The 19,424-nt window shown below is 62.0% G+C and carries 16 protein-coding genes; 13 read left to right on the forward strand and 3 right to left on the reverse strand.

Going from position 1 to position 19,424, the window contains the following annotated elements:
* The first annotated feature begins 4 nt into the window (after window positions 1-4).
* The 11 genes from NL528_RS11840 (at window position 5) to NL528_RS11890 (ending at window position 12,813) form a co-directional block, all read left to right on the forward strand.
* Window positions 5-280, forward strand: coding sequence for an ABC transporter permease (locus tag NL528_RS11840; RefSeq protein WP_309182838.1), 276 nt, complete (start codon window positions 5-7; stop codon window positions 278-280).
* Window positions 281-283: 3 nt separating this feature from the next.
* Entirely contained in the window at window positions 284-1,183 is a 900-nt protein-coding gene (locus NL528_RS11845; protein WP_309182840.1) for an ABC transporter permease, read from the forward strand.
* A gap of 175 nt (window positions 1,184-1,358) precedes the next feature.
* The gene (locus NL528_RS11850; protein WP_309182841.1) at window positions 1,359-2,738 is read left to right on the forward strand and encodes an ABC transporter substrate-binding protein; all 1,380 of its coding nucleotides are present in this window, start codon (window positions 1,359-1,361) and stop codon (window positions 2,736-2,738) included.
* Between the two features lie 105 nt (window positions 2,739-2,843).
* Window positions 2,844-5,114, forward strand: a complete 2,271-nt coding sequence (locus tag NL528_RS11855) for a hypothetical protein (protein ID WP_309182842.1) — start codon at window positions 2,844-2,846, stop codon at window positions 5,112-5,114.
* 48 nt (window positions 5,115-5,162) lie between these two features.
* Window positions 5,163-6,053, forward strand: a complete 891-nt coding sequence (locus tag NL528_RS11860; protein WP_309182843.1) for a branched-chain amino acid ABC transporter permease — start codon at window positions 5,163-5,165, stop codon at window positions 6,051-6,053.
* Between the two features lie 2 nt (window positions 6,054-6,055).
* Window positions 6,056-7,081, forward strand: coding sequence for a branched-chain amino acid ABC transporter permease (locus NL528_RS11865; protein ID WP_309182844.1), 1,026 nt, complete (start codon window positions 6,056-6,058; stop codon window positions 7,079-7,081).
* Window positions 7,078-7,851, forward strand: coding sequence for an ABC transporter ATP-binding protein (locus NL528_RS11870; protein WP_309182845.1), 774 nt, complete (start codon window positions 7,078-7,080; stop codon window positions 7,849-7,851). Before NL528_RS11865 ends, NL528_RS11870 begins: the two co-directional genes overlap by 4 nt.
* 2 nt (window positions 7,852-7,853) lie before the next feature.
* Entirely contained in the window at window positions 7,854-8,573 is a 720-nt protein-coding gene (locus NL528_RS11875) for an ATP-binding cassette domain-containing protein (protein WP_309182846.1), read from the forward strand.
* 57 nt (window positions 8,574-8,630) lie between these two features.
* Entirely contained in the window at window positions 8,631-9,779 is a 1,149-nt protein-coding gene (locus tag NL528_RS11880) for a hypothetical protein (RefSeq protein ID WP_309182847.1), read from the forward strand.
* A gap of 18 nt (window positions 9,780-9,797) precedes the next feature.
* Window positions 9,798-10,181, forward strand: a complete 384-nt coding sequence (locus tag NL528_RS11885; protein WP_309182848.1) for a hypothetical protein — start codon at window positions 9,798-9,800, stop codon at window positions 10,179-10,181.
* Between the two features lie 7 nt (window positions 10,182-10,188).
* Window positions 10,189-12,813 (forward strand): hypothetical protein, encoded by a 2,625-nt coding sequence (locus NL528_RS11890; protein ID WP_309182849.1) that lies wholly within the window; start codon window positions 10,189-10,191, stop codon window positions 12,811-12,813.
* A gap of 138 nt (window positions 12,814-12,951) precedes the next feature.
* Here the strand turns inward: NL528_RS11890 and NL528_RS11895 are convergent, their stop codons facing one another.
* The 3 genes from NL528_RS11895 to NL528_RS11905 all read right to left on the reverse strand — a co-directional run bounded on the left by NL528_RS11895 (window position 12,952) and on the right by NL528_RS11905 (window position 16,432).
* Window positions 12,952-13,776, reverse strand: coding sequence for a universal stress protein (locus NL528_RS11895; RefSeq protein ID WP_309182850.1), 825 nt, complete (start codon window positions 13,774-13,776; stop codon window positions 12,952-12,954).
* Between the two features lie 264 nt (window positions 13,777-14,040).
* The gene (locus NL528_RS11900) at window positions 14,041-15,714 is read right to left on the reverse strand and encodes a transposase family protein (RefSeq protein ID WP_309179520.1); all 1,674 of its coding nucleotides are present in this window, start codon (window positions 15,712-15,714) and stop codon (window positions 14,041-14,043) included.
* A gap of 478 nt (window positions 15,715-16,192) precedes the next feature.
* Entirely contained in the window at window positions 16,193-16,432 is a 240-nt protein-coding gene (locus tag NL528_RS11905) for a hypothetical protein (RefSeq protein WP_309182851.1), read from the reverse strand.
* A 48-nt stretch (window positions 16,433-16,480) separates the two neighbouring features.
* On the opposite strand from NL528_RS11905, the gene ltrA reads away from it, so the two are divergent.
* The gene (ltrA, locus tag NL528_RS11910) at window positions 16,481-18,010 is read left to right on the forward strand and encodes a group II intron reverse transcriptase/maturase (protein WP_309184871.1); all 1,530 of its coding nucleotides are present in this window, start codon (window positions 16,481-16,483) and stop codon (window positions 18,008-18,010) included.
* A 266-nt stretch (window positions 18,011-18,276) separates the two neighbouring features.
* Entirely contained in the window at window positions 18,277-19,224 is a 948-nt protein-coding gene (locus NL528_RS11915; protein WP_309182852.1) for an ABC transporter substrate binding protein, read from the forward strand.
* Window positions 19,225-19,424: the final 200 nt, after the last annotated feature.

The following is a 19,424-nucleotide window of genomic DNA, read 5'->3' on the forward strand; positions in this document are numbered from 1 at the left end:
ATCAGTGAGGGAGGGTCTCACCCACGCGTTGCGCAACGCCTTGTTGCCGGCGATCACTGTCATCGGCCTGGAATTCACCTTCCTGATCGGTGGGCTCGTAGTAACCGAGCAGGTGTTCAATCTCAACGGCATCGGAATGCTCTTCGTGCAAAGCGTGTCGCGCAACGATTTTACGCTGATTCAGGGCATGGTGATGCTGATCGCTGCATTCTACGTATTCGTCAATCTGCTGGTCGACCTGCTCTATGCCGTGTTCGACCCGCGCATCAGATACGGGTGATCCGTGTCGATTGCCTCCTCCACCCACCCTGCGCCGATGTCGGAAATCCGGCAAACCAGGGCATGTGTGGAATTCTGCCGTCAACAGCCGCTCGGCGCCGCCAGCTTCGCCATTATCTGCGCGATGATGATCGCCGGGATTTTCTGCGAATGGGTCGCGCCATACGATCCGTTAGCGGTCGATTTTGCCTCGCTGCTTACTGCGCCGTCGTGGGATCATTGGTGCGGCACGGACGCCTTCGGCCGCGACATCTGCTCGCGCCTGATCTATGGCTCGCGCACGGCGCTGGTGATCGGTTTCACCTCGTCGTTCTTCGGCTCCTCGGTCGGCGCCATTCTCGGCATCGCATCGTCCTATTTCGGTGGTCGGATCGACAACTGGATCCAGCGCGTGGTCGATGTATTGCTGGCGTTTCCGATCATCGTACTCGCCCTTGTCGTGGTGGCGGCGTTCGGCAAGCTCATTTTGGCGGGCATCGACGTGAACTTGATCTTCGCAATCGCCATCCCGATCGTGCCGCGCGTTGCGCGCGTGGTGCGAGCGGCGGCCCTGTCGGTGCGGGTCATGCCCTATGTCGACGCGGCGCGCACCGCGGGTTATTCGCACACCCGAATTATCTTTCGCCACATGGCGCCGAACGTGGTCGCGCCGTATCTCATCATGCTGACTGCGTTCGTCGCGCAGGCGATCCTGGCGGAGGCCTCGCTGTCGTTCCTGGGGCTTGGCGTGCAGGAGCCGACCCCGGCCTGGGGTCTGATGCTGTCGGGCAACGCCGCTGACTTTTACCGTCAGGCGCCGTGGATGATTTTGTTCCCGGGCGTTGCCATCAGCATTGCGGTATTCGCCTTCAATTTGTTTGGCGACAGCTTGCGCGACTACCTCGATCCACGCTTCAAGGTGTAACCGCGCATTAAGCTGCGACATCGCCGGTTCGCGATTGCGCTCGGAATCGGCGGAAGTTGATTTACTCGGAGGCCCGGAGGGCCTAAAATGTTGCAATAAGCCACGAAAGGCCGGAGGTGTGTGCTCCGCGCGTGGCGGGAGCGTCGCACCCGACCCTCGAAAGGGAGGACGGTCCATGACGCAGCAGCTGAATCGCAGAAATTTCCTGAATAGTCTTGGTATTATGGTAGGGGCCACGGCGGCAACTTCGGTGCCGGCGATGGCTCCGGCCGCGGCGGAGGTCGGCAGGCCACCCAAGGGAAATATTCCTTCCACCCCGCTCAAGTTCGGCCACATGACGTTCCTTACTGGCCCCGGGGCCGTGCTCGGTGAGCCTTCGCTCAAGGGCCATCTCCTGGCCGCCGAAGAGATCAACGCGCAGGGCGGCATTCTCGGCAAGCGAAAGATCGAGACCATCACGGCGGACGAGAACGCCGGCACCGACGCCAACGTGAAAGAGCTTCGCCGCATGAAGCTCTCCGAGAAGATCGACATGTTCACCGGCGTCATATCGAGCGGCAACACGCCCGCGCTCGGCCCGGTCGCCGAGGAGCTTGGTGTGCTCACGATCTTTGTCGACGGCTGCACCGACTTCTTGTGGGACAAGGCGGTGCCGAACCCGAAGTTCGCGTTCCGCATCACCAACATCCAGTCGGCCGACGGCGTGACCTGCGCGGTCGCGGCGGCGCAGACTTGGCCGACCGCAAAGAAGATCGCCCACATCCATCCCGACTACTCTTACGGCCGCAACGCCTTCGACCACTTCATGATCGCCTACAAGAAGATGGTGCCCGGCGCCGAGGTCGTATCGGAAGCGTGGCCGAAGCTCGGCACGACCGACTTCACGGCGCACATCACAAAAACGATGTCCTCGAATCCCGACCTGATCATGTCGTCGGTGTGGGGCGGTGACTATGTGGCGCTCTACAAACAAGCACTGCGCTACGGCATGTTCAACAATGCCAAGTTCGCGAGCACGATCGCCTTCGGCGTCGCGCCGCACGCCATCGGCAAGGATCACCCGGAAGGTGTCATCGCTGGTGTCCACTCCAATTACTACTTTACCTTCCCGCCGGGAAATCGCTGGCCGGCCAACAAGACCTTCGTGGAGAAGTATTTCAAGCGCTGGAACGAGTATCCGAACTTCCAGTCGGATGGCGCGTACCACACGCTTCATATGTACCGGACGGCGGTCGAGAAAGCGAACAGGCTCGTCGGCGGCTGGCCGGACGAAGAGGCGATCATCAGCCAGCTCGAAGGCATGTATTTCGAGACCGCGGCGGGCTATCTCTACATCCGGCCCGACAATCACCAGGGCTACAAGGACGCGGTGACCGGGTTCAGCAAGAACGTGGCCGAGTACCCGTTCCAGATCCTCGATCCGGGCAGGATGATCACGATCCCGATCCGCAACATCACCGCGCCGCCGAACTGGCCGAAGCCGGGCACCTCGCACAACGATCCGACGTCGACCTACAATTGGATCAAGGAGACCTGGCCACAGGAGGTGGCCTGAAGCTCGCCCATCAACCAACCATGCCCTCGTTCCGCGAGGGCGTGGTCGGTTTGTTGCGGGGCCGGCGTTGCCTCGAGGGTTGTGATGTCCGTGCGGAGATCCCTCATGCAAAGCGGCACGCTCGCAGCGACGCTGCTTTGCGCCACTGCGCCGGCGGCGAAGGCCGGGCATGAGGTGCCGTACTATCCCTCGTTCTACCCGCAGGAAATCCGCATCGAGCCGCTCGATCCCGGAGCGGCGGCCCGAGAATTCAGTAATGCCAAGGATCCGCTGCACGCCTATCTCGGCGCCATCCCGCAGTTTTCGGGAGAGATGCCGTCGTACCTCAAGTCAGTCGTTTCACTGCGCTCATTCATCACCGTGAGCGTCAATCCACAGCGCGCGCAGGGACGTGAAGCGCGCTGTCGCGCGATCGAAAATGCTGCGAATGCGCTGGTGTCGCATCCGGACGTGGTTCCGTACCGCTACCCGATCACGCCGTACCATGCGGACTACATCGGTCACGCGGATCGCGACGCAGACACGAAGCCCTCCGTGTTGGCTGCCGCAGACGCGGGTGTCCCGGTGACCGTGCGCGCGCAAAACGCCGGCAGCGAGGACATGGTGCTTCACCGACTTGCGCCTCATCCGACAGACTGGGACATCCGCTTCGACGAGGTTGCCGTCAACGAGGTGCTGCGCGCCGCCAACGTCGGCTTTAATGCCTGGCCAGCACCGCCCTGGGTCAAGGAGGGCTGGTTCCAGGCCTATCACCTGCTGCGGCCGGCGGTCAGCGGCGCGGCCGAGCGTAAACACGCCGACGAACTCTATAGGCGGCTTGTCGAAGCGGATTACAGAGACCCGGCCGAGCGGCTCAACATCGCGCGCGACCTGATAACGGAGCTGACTCGCGGTTGCGACCGCGCGGTGATTGGCTATCGGCTCCGGCGCGAGTTCTATAGCGACGACTTTTCCAACGGGATCGAGAATATAGCGGTCGACTCGCAGTTCGGATTCAACTCAGCCGTCGTCCTGCGGACGCTCAAGCTCAAGGATCTGCCATGGAATGGCTGGCTCCGACTGGGCATCGACATCGGCGCAACCGCAGCCTGGAACCCGGTTGCCGGGTTCACGGACGCGCCCGGCCGGCTGGTGTGGGCGATCGTCGGCGACGATGCGTTTTTAGCCGTCCCGTACAACAGTCTGTGGGCTCCCAATCGCGCGGAGGTTCGGCCTACGGAGCAATCGACGCGGCAATCCATCCGTGTCCCCGCCGATGCCCTCGTGCCGGAGCCCGGCACTGGCCGGCTCCTTCCGGTCGGCGTTGGCGGGAGCGCGATGACCAAAGTCGTCTACCGCGTCCTGGCATCGTCATTCCAGGACGGCAGCGAAATGGAGACCGCCGACCTGATCTACCCTTACGCCTTTGCGTACCGATGGGGTAGCTCGCCGGCCGCCGCGACCTTCGATGCCGAGGTTTCCGCCGCGACCAGCCTGATGCGGGACCGCCTCAAGGGTGTCCGCGTCATTCGCGTGGAGGAATCGAAGCTCCCGATCGCCGATCTTGTCTTCACCTATCGCTCGCCAATCGTGGAGATCTATGTCGACGCCATCCCGACCGACGAGCATGAGGATGCGCTGGTGGCGCCGCCGTGGAGCTCGGTGCCGTGGCACGTGCTGGCGCTGATGGAAGCCGCCGTCGAGCGCGAAATCGCAGCTTTCTCGCGAAGCGAGGCTAAGCGGCGCAATTTGCAGTGGCTCGACCTCGCGCGCGATCCTGCACAGCGCGACAAGCTGCGCGCCTTGATCAAGGAATTCGCCGCGGCCGGCTACCGACCTGCGGCGCTTGAAAGCCTGGTGAGCGCGCAAGCCGCGACCGCGCGCTGGCAGGCGCTCGATCAATTCGTCGAAGCCAACAACCACCTGCTCGTGACCAATGGTCCCTACCGGCTCCGGAGCTTCTCGCCTGACGTCTACACATTCGACGTCATTCGCGAGTTCACCTATCCGGTTGGCCTTGGCACGTTCGACTTCTATGCCTATCCAGCCAAGGCATTCGTGACGCGGGTCGAGCACATCGGCAATCGCATTTTGGTGACGGCCGACGCCGAGATCGCTCTCAAGCAGCAGCGTGATCGCCGCATCGTTCGCGTGTCGCTCAAGCGCGACACACTGCGCGAGATGCTGCCGATCCGGCCGGTGGCACGGTACGTTCTCCTCGGCGAGAATGGCATGGTGGTCGCATCTGGGGGCGCGAGCCGGGAAGGCGACGAACGCTTTGCCGTGTCGCTGCCGCCGAATCTCCCGGCAGGCAATTACACAGTCTTCACGGCTATCTTTCTTGACGGCAACACGATCAATCCGACCATCGGCCGCATGGACTTTCGGAGCAACTGAGACAGTGGAAGGAAATCCGAGGCGCCGCAGTTCGTGTGAGGAAGAACGATGACGATCTTCATCATCCAATTGCTCAATTCATTCTTCTACGCGGCGGTTTTGTTTCTGATCGCCGCGGGCCTGAGCCTCATCTATGGCGTCATGCGTATCGTCAATCTCGCCCATGGGACGCTCTATGCGCTCGGTGCCTACGTCTCGGCCTGGGTCGTCGGCGGGGCGGTCGGCCATGCGGCGAGCGGTACGCTCGGCCTTGCCGGCCTCCTGCTCCTGCTGCCCGTCGGCGCCGTCGCGATCGCGGTCGTGGGCGCGGCGATCGAGCCCACGCTGCTGCGTCCGCTCTACCGACGGCCGGAGGAGTACCATCTGCTGATCACGTTCGGCCTGCTCATGATCCTCGAAGACGCCATGAAGTTCTTGTTCGGCGGTACGCCACTCACCGCCGGATCGATCATGGATCACATGGGCAGCATCCCGATCGGCCGGCTGCTCTATCCGACCTACAACCTGTTCGTCATCGCCATTGGGCTGATCGCCGCTCTCGGCCTGTGGTGGTTCATCTACCGTACCAAGTTCGGCGTCATCCTGCGCGCCACTTCGCAGGATCGGCGCATGGCCGCAGCGCTCGGGATCAATGTCAGCCGTGTCTACGTGCAAGCCTTCGCCATCGGCTGCTTCATGGCAGGGTTGGGCGGCGCGGTCGTGGTGCCGGCGCAGGCCGCCGTGCTCGGCATGGGCATTGAGGCCCTAATCTTGGCGTTCGTTGTCGTGGTGATCGGTGGGCTCGGGAGCCTCGAAGGCGCACTGGCCGGTGCACTGATCGTCGGCCTCGTCCGCACCGCCGGCATCCAGTTCTTCCCTGAGATCGAGCTTGCCGTGCTCTACCTGATCGCGACCGCGGTCCTGCTCATTCGCCCGACCGGACTGTTTGGGAGGGCATGACGATGAGCCTCGCCGTCGCAAAAAAAGTCGCGATCACGAGCACTGGCCCGTCTGCTTGGCGGCCGGCTGTGGTCGCGATCGCAATACTCCTTGTGCTCGCGATGCTGCCGAGTTTGGTCGATCCCTACCAGACGGTGCTGCTCACCTATGGCCTGATCATGGCCATCGCGGCGCTCGGCTTCAATCTGCTGCTCGGCTATACCGGACTCTTGTCGTTCGGCCATTCTGCCTATTTCGGCGCCGGCGCCTATACGGTTGCGTTCATCGTACGCGACCTCGGCGCGCAATCCATGGAGCTCTGCATCGTCGGCGGCCTCCTGGGCACGCTGCTCATCTCCGCGCTGTTCGGGTTCGTGTGCGTACGGCACACGCGCATCTTCTTCAGCATCCTGACACTGGCATTGTCGCAGGTGTTGTGGAGCCTTGCCTTCAAGTTCTTCTGGGTGACCGGCGGCACCGACGGCATCCGCGTCGCCTCTGCCAAGCTCACGCTACTCGGCGGTCTCGTCAACTTCGCCGGCCCCGGCTCGTTCCAACGCTTCGTTTTCGCCTACTATTATTATGTCCTCGGACTGTTCGCGTTGGCGACGGTCATCATGTGGGTCGTCGTGCATTCGCCGTTCGGCAAAGCGCTGCAGGCAATTCGCGACAACGAGACGCGCGCGAGCTTCGTCGGCATATCAGTGCGGCGCTACCGCTGGATCGCCTTCGTCATATCGGGCGCGTTCACGGGCCTGGCCGGTGTCCTCTGGGTTCCGCTCAATGGACTGACCACGCCCGACATCCTTTATTGGCCGTTCTCCGGCGAGATCGTGTTCATGAGCGTGCTCGGCGGGTTTCGGACGTTCACCGGGCCGATCGTCGGCGCCGTTGTGTTCAACTATCTCAAGACCTATGCGGTCGCGAGCACGGAATATTGGCAGCTCCTGCTCGGCGTGGTGCTCGTGGTTCTGGTGTTAGCGCTGCCGTCGGGCATCGTGGGGACAGCCGCGCGCCTTGCCGCCAGATTTACCAGGGGGACCTCATGAGCCTCCTCGAGACGGTCCATCTCAAGAAGTACTTCGGCGATACGCATGCTGTCGACGACGTCAATCTGACCATCGAGGAGGGCGAGTTCATTTCGCTGGTCGGCCCCAATGGTGCCGGCAAGACCTCGTTCTGCAACGTCGTGAGCGCATATTACAGCGCCGATTCCGGAAGAATCATCTTCCAGGGCGAGGACGTCAGCAACGCCTCGGTGACCCAGCGCGTCAAGGCAGGAATTTCCCGCAGCTTCCAGCTTGTGAATCTGTTCGACGACCTCACCGCCTTCGACAACGTCGCGCTGGCGATCTTTTCCCGCGAAGGAAAGACTCGCAACATTGCGGCGCTCGCCCGCCGCGACAGCGAGGTGACGCGGGAAGCCGACGCGGTGCTCAACCAATTCGGGCTCGCCGGCAAGCGCAACGAGCTTGCGCGCGGTCTTGCGCAAGGCGAGCGCAAGCTGCTCGACGTAGCGCTCGCCTATGCGCTGCGGCCCAAGCTCCTATTCCTCGACGAGCCTACGAGCGGGGTGAGCACGCACGACAAAGGCCAGATCATGGACACGATCGCCTCGGTCGTGCGCGGCGAGGGCATAACAGCCGTGGTCGTCGAGCACGACATGGATGTCGTGTTCAAATATTCCGATCGCATCGTCGTGATGCACCAGGGTGCGATTCTTGCCCAAGGCACCCCCACCGAGATCAGGAAGAATGAGCAGGTCGCAATGATCCTGATCGGCTCTTCCGGTCCCGACGCCTTCTCACGAAAGGATTGATTGTGCTTGAGGTCAATGCGATCGACACCTACCGCGGCCCGGCCCACATCCTCAGCGGCGTGTCGCTGCGCGTCGACAAGGAGGAAGTGGTGTGCCTCGTCGGGCGCAACGGGGCGGGTAAGACCACCACGATCGAGAGCATCATGGGATTTCTCCCGGTCCGGGCCGGACAGATCCTGTTCGATGACGAGGATGTGACCGGGCTCCCGCCGCACGAGCGGGCGAAACGTGGCTTCGGCTATTCGCCCGAGGATTGCGGGGTGTTTCCCGATTTGTCGGTGAGCGAGAACCTGATGATCAGTCGCTGGCTCGGCGATGAGGTCGCCAAGCGCCGTAACGGCGGTCAGCGGGTAGACCCCGAAACCCAGACGTTCAGCCTCTTTCCTGAAGTGCAGAACCTGCTCCAGCGTCAAGGCTTGCACCTTAGCGGCGGTCAGCGCAAGATGGTGGCGATCGCGCGCGCCATGATGCTGTCGCCTTCGCTGTTGTTGCTCGACGAAGCCTTCGAGGGTCTGGCCCCGGTCGTGGTCAATCGCTTCACGGAGGCGGTCATGAAAATCAAGGCGATGGGCGTTTCCATCCTCATGGCGGAATCGAATCTGGGTGCGGCGACGCGCATCGGCGACCGGCTCTACGCCATCGACCGTGGCGAGATCATCTTCCACGGGTCGCCGAGGGAAGCGCTCGGCGACGAAAAAGTGATGAAGGCGTTGCGCGGCTAGTTGCGCGCAAGCCGAAACGATTGCGAAACGCCGTGTCTGAACGTTCCGGATGTCGCAATGACCAGATGCAGCCTCCTCATCGCAGCGATGACGTTCATCGCGATCACCGTAGCCCGCAGCGGCCATGAGCTGCCGGTCTATCCGTCCTATTATCCTCATGAGATCGAGTTTGCGGCGGTGGTGCCCGAGCGAGCGGCGGACCTCCTGCGGGACGGCAAGATGCATGCTTATGTTGGCGCTACGCCGCGATTTGCTGGTGCGATGCCCGAGACCATCACCGCTGTCGAGTCGTTTGGCTCGTTTGTGATTGTTCGCGTCAATCCGGCATCGCCGCTGGCGAAGGACGAGGCGTCCATCTGTGCGCTTACCCGTGCCGCAATCCGCGAGATCGGTGGCAAGGCCAGTGAGCTGATCACGCATCCCTATCCGGTCACGCCGTTTCACGGCGATTTTCTCAACCATGTCGATCTGGCGGCAGCCGCGAAGGCGCGTCTTCTCGGCAGCCTTACTGAGGCAACCGGTGCGATCGTCGGCGAGTTGAAGGTGAGGGCGGTAGGCGCGCTCGCAAGAAGCCTCGTTCGCGCCGAATGGCAGGCAGGCGATTCCGACTGGGATGTCGCGATCGATGAGGTGAACGCCGCCGACCGTGTGGCCTCGGCGAGGGAGGCGTTGAACGGCTGGCTTGGTCCGCGCTGGGTCAGGACCGGATGGTTCGCCGCCTATCGGCTGCTCGGGGATGCAATTGTCGATCCAGAGCGGCTGCGTCGCATCGAATCCGATGTCGAACGCCTGCGGACCGGCGACTATGACGGCGCGGTCGAGCGCATCAATCTGGAACGCGGCCTCGTCGGCATGCTCGTCGGCAGCTGCCACAAGACCGTTGCGGGTTACACCGTCAAGCGGGAATATTTCAATTCCGAATTCTCGGCTGGCATTGAGAACATCGCGTATGACGCCCACGACGGCTTCAATTCGCCGATGTTCATCCGCACGGTGAAGCTCAAGGATTTTCCCTGGAATGGCTGGCTCGCTCTTGGGGTCGACGGGCGGCCGCAGGCAGCGTGGAATCCGATCGCAGGCTTTACGGACCCGTTCGGCCGGCTGACGTGGTTCGCGCTCGGCGATCCGGCAGCTGTGCCGTCGCCATATGACGAGAACTGGGTGTTCAACCGGATCGCGGATGTCGAGTCCAAGCCGCGTCGATGAATGGGTCGGAGCAGGTCCATGCTGCGAATTCCGCTTACACTGTGCCGACGCCTCTTGATACCAGTGGTGGGCGCGCTCGCGCCGAGCGTAAGCGCGCAAGCCGCGGAGCTGACGTTCGACCTCAAGATCGAGCACGGGAAGGTGGCGCAGAACATGCGCCTGATCCGCATCAAACAGCTCGACGTAGTCAAGCTGCGCTGGGGCACGGACGAGCCATTGACCCTGCATCTGCACGGCTATGACATCGAGCAGAAAGTCGAGGCCGGCACGATCGCCGAAATGAAGTTCACGGCACGCGCGACCGGACGATTCCCCATCCACCTCCATGATGCGCGCGACCGCGCAGGCAGCCCTTCCCATCATGAGCCACCGCTTGTCCTTGTCGAGGTCTATCCGCAATAGCGCCGCCATGTTGCGGACGCTTGCAGCAGCGGCCTGTGTCGCTCTCGGCACCGCGGCACCTGCTGCCGCCCACGGCTTCGGTCAGCGCTATGATCTGCCGCTGCCGCTTTCGCTCTATCTCTTCGGAGGTGCCGCCGCGGTCGCACTGTCATTCGTCGTCTTCGGGATGTTCGTTCGTCATGCCCCCGTCACCCGTCGCGGCCCGCATTTCGATCTGCTCGCCACCGCGCCCGGCCGGCTGATCGTACAGCCAGGTGTTGTTCTCCTGCTCCGGCTCGTCGCGCTTGGCGTTTTCATTGTCACGGTGCTTGCCGGGTTCATCGGCGATCAGAATCCATACCGGAACCTTGCGCCAACGCTTGTGTGGATCATCTTCTGGGTCGGCCTTGCCTATGTTTCGGCCTTCGCTGGAGACCTGTGGCAGCTGATCAATCCGTGGCGGACGCTGTTCGAAGGGGCGGAGCGGCTCTATCGGCTGGCCACCGGCACCGAACTGTCGCGACGGCTGCCGTACTGGCCGGTGCTCGGTGTCTGGCCGGCGTGCTTGCTGCTGCTCGCCTTTGCGTGGATCGAGCTTGTCTACCCAAGGCCCGCCGTGCCGGCTCACATTGCCGGTTTCGCCGCCGCGTATTCGATCCTCACCTTGATCGGCATGTTCGTGTTCGGTCGTGACATCTGGATGCAGCACGGCGAGGTGTTCACCATCGTGTTCGGCACCTTCGCCCGTTTTGCGCCAACTCAGGCGAAGGTTCAGCCGCAAGGGCGGAAGTTGTTGCTTCGACCATTCGGGGCAGGGCTGCTCGACGACGAGCCCGTCTCGACGTCCATGATGGCATTCGTGTTGCTCCTGCTCTCGACCGTGCTTTATGACGGACTCATCGGCACCTCGACATGGTCGAACCTCGAAAGCTGGCTTCGCGCCACGCTCCCCGGCTTGGGCGAGCACGACCCGGTCGCGATCAAGACAGCCGGCCTCGTGGGGTTCTGGCTTTTGTTCCTTGGCGCCTACCTGGCGATCTGCGCGATCATGCCGACGCCTATGGCTCGCTCGCCGATGGAGCTTGCCCGCAGCTTCGCATTGACGCTCGTCCCGATCGCCATCGGCTATCACGTGGCACATTATCTGGTGTTCCTGTTGATCCAGGGCCAGTACATCGTGCCGCTCGCGTCCGATCCGTTCGGCAAAGGCTGGAATCTCTTCGGCACAGCCGGCTACCGCGTTGATATCGCGATCGTCGGGGCGCGCTTTGCCTGGTACGCGGCGGTTGCGGCGATCGTGACGGGCCATGTCACGGCAGTCTACCTCGGCCATACCAAGGCGATGCGTGTGATAGCGCTACGTGGAGCCGCGCTTCGTTCGCAAGTTCCGCTGACCGCGCTCATGGTCGTCTACACCTTTGTTGGCCTGTCCATCACAGCGGAGCCGATCGTCGAGCGGCGTGAATCCGCCCAGCCATCCGCCGTGACGGAGGTGATCCATGTCCCTGCTGACGCGGTGTTGCCTGAGCCGGGCGACGGCCGGCTGCAGCCGATCGGCGCAAAAACGTCCGCTGCTGCGAAATTGACCTATCGTGTGCTCGGCTCGGCTTTCCACGACGGGTCACGCACGACCGTCGCCGATCTGCTCTATGCCTATATGTTCGCGTATCGCTGGGGCGTTCGCCGCGAGGGCGATGAGGGGCATTACGACCCCGTCGTCGACGCCGCAACGGAACCCCTGCGCCGGGCACTTGCGGGATTGCGGGTCGCGGACGCGGACATCACCTCCAAGAGCTTCCGCGTCGGCGATGTCAGCTTCGTTCGCGAGTTGCTGGTCATCGACGTCTATCTGACGGTGGCGCTGGAGAATCCAGACCAGGAGGCGCTGGCGGCGCCGCCCTGGAGCACGCTGCCATGGCATCTGGTCGTGCTCATGGAGGAGGCGGCCAGCCGGGGCTGGGCGGCGTTCTCGCAAGCGGAGGCCTTGCGCCGCAATGTCGAGTGGCTCGACCTGGTCCGCTCTGACGAACTCAAACGCAAGCTCGTGCCGTTGGTCGAGGCATTCGAGCGCGACGCATACCGTCCCGCCTCGCTGCGGTCTATGGTGACCGCCGACGAGGCGCGCAAGCGATGGGCGGCGCTCGCGGTCTTCTACCGTGAGCACGGCCACTTCCTGGTCACCAATGGACCGTACCGGCTGAAGAAATGGTCGGCCGACAATGTCGCGCTCGAGGCTTTCCGGGATCTGACCTACCCGCTGGGCGTGGGATCATACGACGCCTACGCGATCCCGCGGCACGGCTATGTCACCAACGTGGAATGGAACGGCGACCGCGTCACGCTCTCGGGCGAGATCGAGATCATCGAAAGATTCCAGCGGAACTATCGCCTGGTGCGGACGCCGCTGCCGTTGATCGCACCCGTCGTGCGCACTCGCGCCGCACCGGAGTGTCGCTATGTGGTGATCGACGACAAGGATCGAGTCGTGCTCGCCGATGTCGCGCGGCCCGGCGACGACGCTACATTCCGGATTGATCTGGGCGGCCGGCTGCCAGCCGGCCGGTACACGATGCTCGCCGTCATCGCGGTCAACGGTAATGTCATGAACCCGGATATCCGGCGCATCCCTGTCGTCATTGCATCCGATCGATGACGGCGTGGTCGTAAGGATTGATTCTCTGGGAATCTGGTGGTCGGGCCGTCAATTGAGGAAACTTTCAGCGCTGCGCCGACAGTTTGCGACGTGTCTCGACACACATTGATGCTCGTCGGTTTAACAAGGAATATCCGATCAGTGTGACATCAATGTGGGTTTGGTCATCGAGGCAAGCATACCACGTGTCGTCCCGCCAAGAATAAATTCCCGCAGCCGGGAATGCCCGTACCCGCCCATGACAATGAGATCGGGATCCGTATCGGCTGCATATGACAGGATTGCATTTGAAACATCGATCTTGCTGACGGGAATGCGCTCGATCGTGACGTGTACTCCGTGACGCGTCAGATGGGTCGCGATATCCGCACCGGGAAGGTCTGCGCTTTTCGCGCTCTGAATGTCCGCAACAACAATACTCGCCTTGCCGGAGCGAGTAAGAAACGGCATGGCATCGGCGACGGCTCGCGCGGCTGCCCGGCTGCCATCCCAGCACACCATGACATGATCGAGTTTGAGGCGATCTTTCTGAATAAAGGGAACGATGAGCACCGGTCTTCCGGATTCGAACAGCGCCGCCTCAATGACGATATTTTTGGTCGGATGATCTCTGCTGCTTTCAAATTGGCCAATGACGGAAAGATCGAATCGTCTTGCGATATGCGCAAACTGGGTCGGTGCGTCGCCAATGCCAGCTTCAAGCCTGCGCGTTTCGGCTGAAACGCCGGCGCGACGGGTCGCCTCGTCAAACGCGACGGCCACGGACTCCGCGCGTTCCTGAGCTTCTGCTTGCTGGGCTCGGCTAAAGTTAGCCGGCAAGCCAACGCCACCAGCCATTACCGGGTAGGCAAAGACGATCCCCACGGTGTGTGCGCCGAATGTTTCCGCAACCGATAAGGCGTAATTGGAAACGCCATCTTGCGATGTCCCGTAAGACAGATTGACAAGAATATCCTTGATCATGCGTCTGCCTCCAGTTAGGTGATCGCATATCTACACTCCCTGCTGTTCCCGCGTCCCGGGAGCTGCGTGCCGATTCGAGTAAAGGGCAAGCGGGTCCACGCTGCACGCTATCGAGACACTCCTCATCCGGCCGCCACCAGATGACGGTCAGGCTGGGACTTTAAGCAACGACCCTTCCCATCAGGTCATCAGGCGACCGGGCGATGCCAGCGATCATACCACCAGATTGTCAATCCGCGTTCAAAATTGACGCCTCGTATTGCCTCATCTGAGGATGTTACTTTCGCTTGACGGATGTAGCTCCGACTGTCGGCCGGGCCGAGGTTGCGTCGTTGCTCGCAGGATCGGAGGGACTGGGGACGTCGCGGAGTGCCCATCACACGCAGCGCCGGCCCCAGTCCCGGGATCACCAATGGTGGCCGGTGCCGTACCCCCGGCCATGCGCGGGATGATCACCTCGGCTGCGTTGCGTCTGAGTGATCGCAACAAGCGCTGCACGATGGTGTGCTGCGGCGGCCCGAATTGTTCGGGGGAGTGTTCGGCGAGACGACCGAGGATGGCCAGCGCGGTCAGACGAGGTTCGGCCGCCAGCCAGCGCTCGATGTCGGCGAGGTGCGGATCGAGCATCGATGGCATTTTCATGCGCTTTTTGTATGGCTTGTGCATGCGCCGATGGATGATGCGCTGCTCCCCCAGATGCACATCATTGCCGAGCCCCTTCGCGAACGCTGCCGCGTTCGTTGCCGGAGCCGGTGGGCTGGCTGCTGCCGCGAGCTTGCCCGCTCGGGCGCCGACGCGCGTGCCGAGCTCCGTCTGGGCGTCCCTCATCTCGGCCAGCAGGGCCACGGGATCGAGCGTGCGATAAAGCTCTCGAAGACGCCGTTTGACGCCTTTGCTCAACTTCGGATGCGCCAGTGCGCGCGCATAGGGCGTGGCCGGAACATGATAGCGCTTGATCACTTTCGCGCCCTCGCGTCGCTTGTCCTTCAGTTTGAAGGACGGCTGGAAGAAGTTGGTGTGCAGCCGCGATGCGGCATACAAGCGTTCCAGCACGCGTGTCGTCTCGACGCCATCGAAGCGACCGTATCCCACCAGTCGCCGGACGACCGCGCCATTCTTCTGCTCGACGAACGCCTGATCATTCTTCTTGTAGGCGCGCGAGCGTGTCACCTCGATCTTTTGCATGCGACACCAGGGCACGACGACATCGTTCATAAACGCGCTGTCGTTGTCGAAGTCGGCGCCACGAATGAGCCAGGGAAACAGGTTCTGTGCGCACTCCATGGCTCGCACGACGAGGCCGCTCTCGCGCGTCACCAACGGCATGCATTCGGTCCAACCGGTCGCGACGTCGACCATCGTCAACGTCTGAATGAACGAGCCAGCTACAGATGTGCCGCCATGAGCCACCATGTCGACCTCGCAGAACCCCGGCGGCGGATCGTGCCAGTCGTTGAACGTCCGGATCGGAACTTCACGCCGTACCGCCGAATAAAAGCCGACCCGCCGGCGCTTACCGCCGGCTGCGGCAATTTTGGTCTCGACCAGCAGGCGATCAATCGTGGCTGCGCTGACGCCGAGCACCAGCGCTCGATCGGCATGGTCGAGCTTGAGCCGGCCATGCCGCTCCAGCGAAGGCAGCAACGTCGGAATCATTACCCTGAGCCGCTTGCCGCAGATCCGATCCGAGGCCTCCCACAGCGCCACCAGCGCATCCCTGATAGGGGCGCCATAGGTCGGCCTTCGCTGCCGCCGGGCCTCCGGCGAAATTGCGACATGGATGGCAAGCGCCCGAACCGCGTGCTTGCGATGCCAGCCCGTCACCGCGCAAAGCTCGTCGAGAATGCGCCCCTTATCTGCCCGCCCCGCAGATCGATAGCGGTCTACCACCGCCGCCGTGATCTCGCGCCGCGCACCCATGCTGATCCGTCCTGCCATCGGCGACACCGATCCGATTCGGTATCGCCGCCCTAATCCTGACGGTCAGTTCTCCGGTAACATTATTGATGAGGCAATGCGCGCCTGATCGGTATCCAAAAATTGCACGCCGAATAACACTCTAGGTGAGCTTTGTGGTCGCTACAAACTTGAGATGGATCCCAGCAGTATTCCAAAGCTCATAGAGCGCTTCGGAGTACAGTTCCCAGGAGAGCCAATCCGATAGATTGCGGCCTACCTCAAACATCCCCGACGCTGCCTTCGTCGACTCCGCGACGGCAGCATCGCTGACATCGAGCTTCCGAACGCGTTGTCAAAGATCCTTCGTGACTTCTGGTCCTGGCACAAAAGCGAAGTGCCGTTCGGCTCCGAAAGTGGCTGCTTATAGGGGTAGACCGGAGTGCGCCGGGAGACCGGCAAGGAGTAGATGGTGCAAGTCCATCACGATGAAGGAGTAGCGAACCGCATCGACCCCGAGTCATGCGCAGATGCCCGCGAGGGCATCGGCGAAGCGTTGACAGGGGAGCGCATAGGCCAGCCATTGAGCCGCGAAAGTACCCTCATCCTGGGCGCCGACGTCGTTCCGGTGACGGAAGGCAACACGGATGGGCGCGATAACGCGAGCGCCCAGACGGCCCGGCGTGGTCTTAGACACTGGCATGTGCGCACGCTCTTTGCTCGGGAACCGGGAGATCTCATGGTCGGCCAGCGCCAGCATGCGTGCTGCACTGGTCCGTGTCGGGAAGGCGAGGAGCCGTAGCCGATGATGTACGATCATGAGAAGTCTGACCCCGCCATAGTAGCTGTGAAGCCGACGAACAAAGCCGGGCAACCGGCTGCGGAGTTGGTGGAGCCAAGGGCGGGGGCCGAGGGGAATGTGCGTCAGCAAAGCACGGGCCGGGCACAGTACCGGGGAACCGTGTCACAGGCGCTGAAGCGCATACGGCAAGTTGCAGGGCAAAGGAAGAAGGAGAAGTTCACCGCGCTCTTCCATCACGTCAGTATTGATCACCTCGCAGAGGCATTCTCTGAACTCAAGGAGAACGCTGCAGCTGGAGTGGATGGGCTGACATGTCGGGATTACGAGCAGCACCTTGAGCGCAATCTTGAGGACCTGCATGCTCGCGTCCATCGGGGAGCGTATCGGGCACTGCCGTCACGGCGGGTTTACATACCCAAGCCGGATGGTCGGCAACGCCCGATCGCGGTCGCCGCCCTTGAGGACAAGATCGTCCAGAGGGCGACGGCTGCGGTGCTGAGCGCGATCTACGAGGAAGATTTCCTCGGGTTCTCATATGGGTTCCGAACCGGACGCAGCACGCACGATGCGATGGATGCGCTCATGGTCGGGATCACCAGCACAAAGGTGAACTGGATACTGGACGCCGACATCCGCTCGTTCTTCGACACGGTGAGCCAGGAGTGGCTCATCAGGTTTGTGGAACATCGCGTCGGCGACCGACGTATCATCCGCCTGATCCAGAAATGGCTCAAGGCAGGCGTCCTGGAAGACGGGATCGTGACGGTCAGTGACAAGGGGACCGGGCAGGGATCGGTGATCTCACCGCTTCTGGCCAATCTCTACTTACACTACGTTTTCGACCTCTGGGCCGAGCGCTGGCGACGGCGTGAGGCCGCGGGCAATATGATCATCGTGCGCTACGCCGACGACCTCATTGTTGGCTTCGAGCACGAGACCGACGCCCGTCGCTTCCTCGACGAGATGCGTAAGCGGTTACAGGAGTTTGCACTGTCGCTTCATTCGGAGAAGACCCGGCTGATCGAGTTTGGACGCTTCGCGGCGGAAAACCGCAAGCGCCGCGGGCTCGGCAAACCGGAGACCTTCACCTTCCTGGGCTTCATCTTTATCTGCAGCAAAACTCGTCGGGGCAAATTCCAAATCAAACGGAAGTCTCGGCGGGACCGCATGCAGGTAAAGTTGCAAGCCATCAAACAGGAATTGCGACGGAGCATGCATCAGCCGAGTCCCCAGCAGGGAAGATGGTTGCAGCAGGTCGTCACCGGCTACTTCAACTACCACGCGGTGCCGACAAACAGTTCGACCCTGACCGCGTTCCTATTCCACGTTACGAATCTCTGGCGGCGCACGCTACGGCAGCGGAGCCAGAAAGACTGGACGACCTGGGAGCGGATCAAGCGGTTGGCGGACGACTGGCTCCCGAAACCGCGAATCCTTCATCCGTGGCCAGCGAGGCGCTTCGCCGTTAGACATCCAAGGTGGGAGCCGTATGCCCGAATTGGGCCCGTACGGATCTGTGCGGGGGGTGCGAGGTAACTCGCGTCCCTACCGCGAAAATGATTGGCCGACTGTCAAAACGGCGCTTTTGACCCAAGTCGGAAGTCGAGCACCCCATTTGCTGTGACCTACGAGGCCACCACTCTGCCATCAGGCCGTGCTAAATTGCTCTCCTCGGGCTGAAAGGTGGCTCGATGAAGCGACGGCCCGGCATTACACTGCCAGCACGAAATTTGCAGCCGAGCTGCGAGCGCGCTACAGGAACTTATCGTTGCGGATGTGCCTTGGGAAACTTCGGGTGAAATGTGACCAAGGCTCTCGATTTCTCACTTGCTGATCGCAAGGCCGAGCTTCTGCGCTGGCTAAGCGAGGAGGGACGTTTTGCGCCCGATACCGGTGGGCTTCTTGAGATGCTCTGCGAGAAGCTCACCGTGCTCGGGGCGCCGATAGCCCGCGCCACAGTGCATGTCCGTACGCTGCATCCAGAATTCCGGGGAATATCGCGTATCTGGCGCCGTGGACAGAGTACCGAGTTCCGAACGTCGCGACACGGTATCGAGTCTACGTCGGATTACCAGAATAGCCCCCTTCAGTACGTTATCGAAACCGGACAGTGGCTTGATACGGTCCTTAGCGAAGCCACCGATCGGCGCTTCCCGATCCTCGCAACGCTGCGGGCGCAAGGCATGACCCATTACGTGATGGCGCCTCTTATCTTTTCGAATCGGATCGTTAACGCGATATCGTGGGGAAGCGACGCTCCCAGCGGGTTTAGGGAAGCGGACGTTGAACTCTTTCGCTATCTAGTGCCGACCTTTGCCCCAGTTGTCGAAGTGACGGCGGGCCGGCGGATCTATGGTGAACTTCTTGCCACCTATGTAGGTCGAGATCCCTGCGCGCGGATTATGGCGGGCGCGATGAACCGCGAGCCGCCGGATGCCATTCTCATGGTGTCCGACGCGCTCACCACGCTCAACAGAAAGCGCGTGTTCGATTACGCCGCCGGTCGGAAACTACCGGCGATCTACGAGTACGACTTTCTCGCTCGCGACGGCGGCCTGATGTCGTATGGCGGCGATCTGAAGGAGTCGTTCGAGCGGGCGGGCGACCTGGTCGCTCGTATCTTCAAGGGCGCGCAGCCGGGTGATCTTCCGTTCGAGCAGCCGACGCGCTATCCGTTCGTGATTAACCTGAAAACCGCAAAGGCCACCGGCATTGAGCTGCCGCCGGATTTGGTGGCGCTCGCCGACTAAGTAATCGAATAAGTGTGCACCGACTTCCGAGTTTGGCACGAACCGGACCTCCAGCGATATCCGTCATTCGGTCGCTATCGGGGGAAGACCGGACATGGCGCAGACAGCCCAATTCGGTCGAGAATGACCCTGAACGGGCATGCTGGCTCTCCAAACGTTGCGCTCAATATTTCCCGCCTATCTTCCAGAGGTCTCGTTGG

Source organism: Bradyrhizobium sp. Ash2021, from assembly GCF_031202265.1.
GTDB lineage: Bacteria > Pseudomonadota > Alphaproteobacteria > Rhizobiales > Xanthobacteraceae > Bradyrhizobium.

Coding starts and splice junctions, on each gene's coding strand:
- NL528_RS11860 (WP_309182843.1), top strand. CDS start 5,163: ATGACGATCTTCATCATCCAATTGCTCAATTCATTCTTCTACGCGGCG.
- NL528_RS11880 (WP_309182847.1), top strand. CDS start 8,631: ATGACCAGATGCAGCCTCCTCATCGCAGCGATGACGTTCATCGCGATC.
- NL528_RS11890 (WP_309182849.1), top strand. CDS start 10,189: ATGTTGCGGACGCTTGCAGCAGCGGCCTGTGTCGCTCTCGGCACCGCG.
- NL528_RS11850 (WP_309182841.1), top strand. CDS start 1,359: ATGACGCAGCAGCTGAATCGCAGAAATTTCCTGAATAGTCTTGGTATT.
- NL528_RS11855 (WP_309182842.1), top strand. CDS start 2,844: ATGCAAAGCGGCACGCTCGCAGCGACGCTGCTTTGCGCCACTGCGCCG.
- NL528_RS11895 (WP_309182850.1), bottom strand. CDS start 13,776: ATGATCAAGGATATTCTTGTCAATCTGTCTTACGGGACATCGCAAGAT.
- NL528_RS11870 (WP_309182845.1), top strand. CDS start 7,078: ATGAGCCTCCTCGAGACGGTCCATCTCAAGAAGTACTTCGGCGATACG.
- NL528_RS11865 (WP_309182844.1), top strand. CDS start 6,056: ATGAGCCTCGCCGTCGCAAAAAAAGTCGCGATCACGAGCACTGGCCCG.
- NL528_RS11885 (WP_309182848.1), top strand. CDS start 9,798: ATGCTGCGAATTCCGCTTACACTGTGCCGACGCCTCTTGATACCAGTG.
- ltrA (WP_309184871.1), top strand. CDS start 16,481: ATGTACGATCATGAGAAGTCTGACCCCGCCATAGTAGCTGTGAAGCCG.
- NL528_RS11905 (WP_309182851.1), bottom strand. CDS start 16,432: ATGCTGGCGCTGGCCGACCATGAGATCTCCCGGTTCCCGAGCAAAGAG.
- NL528_RS11900 (WP_309179520.1), bottom strand. CDS start 15,714: ATGGCAGGACGGATCAGCATGGGTGCGCGGCGCGAGATCACGGCGGCG.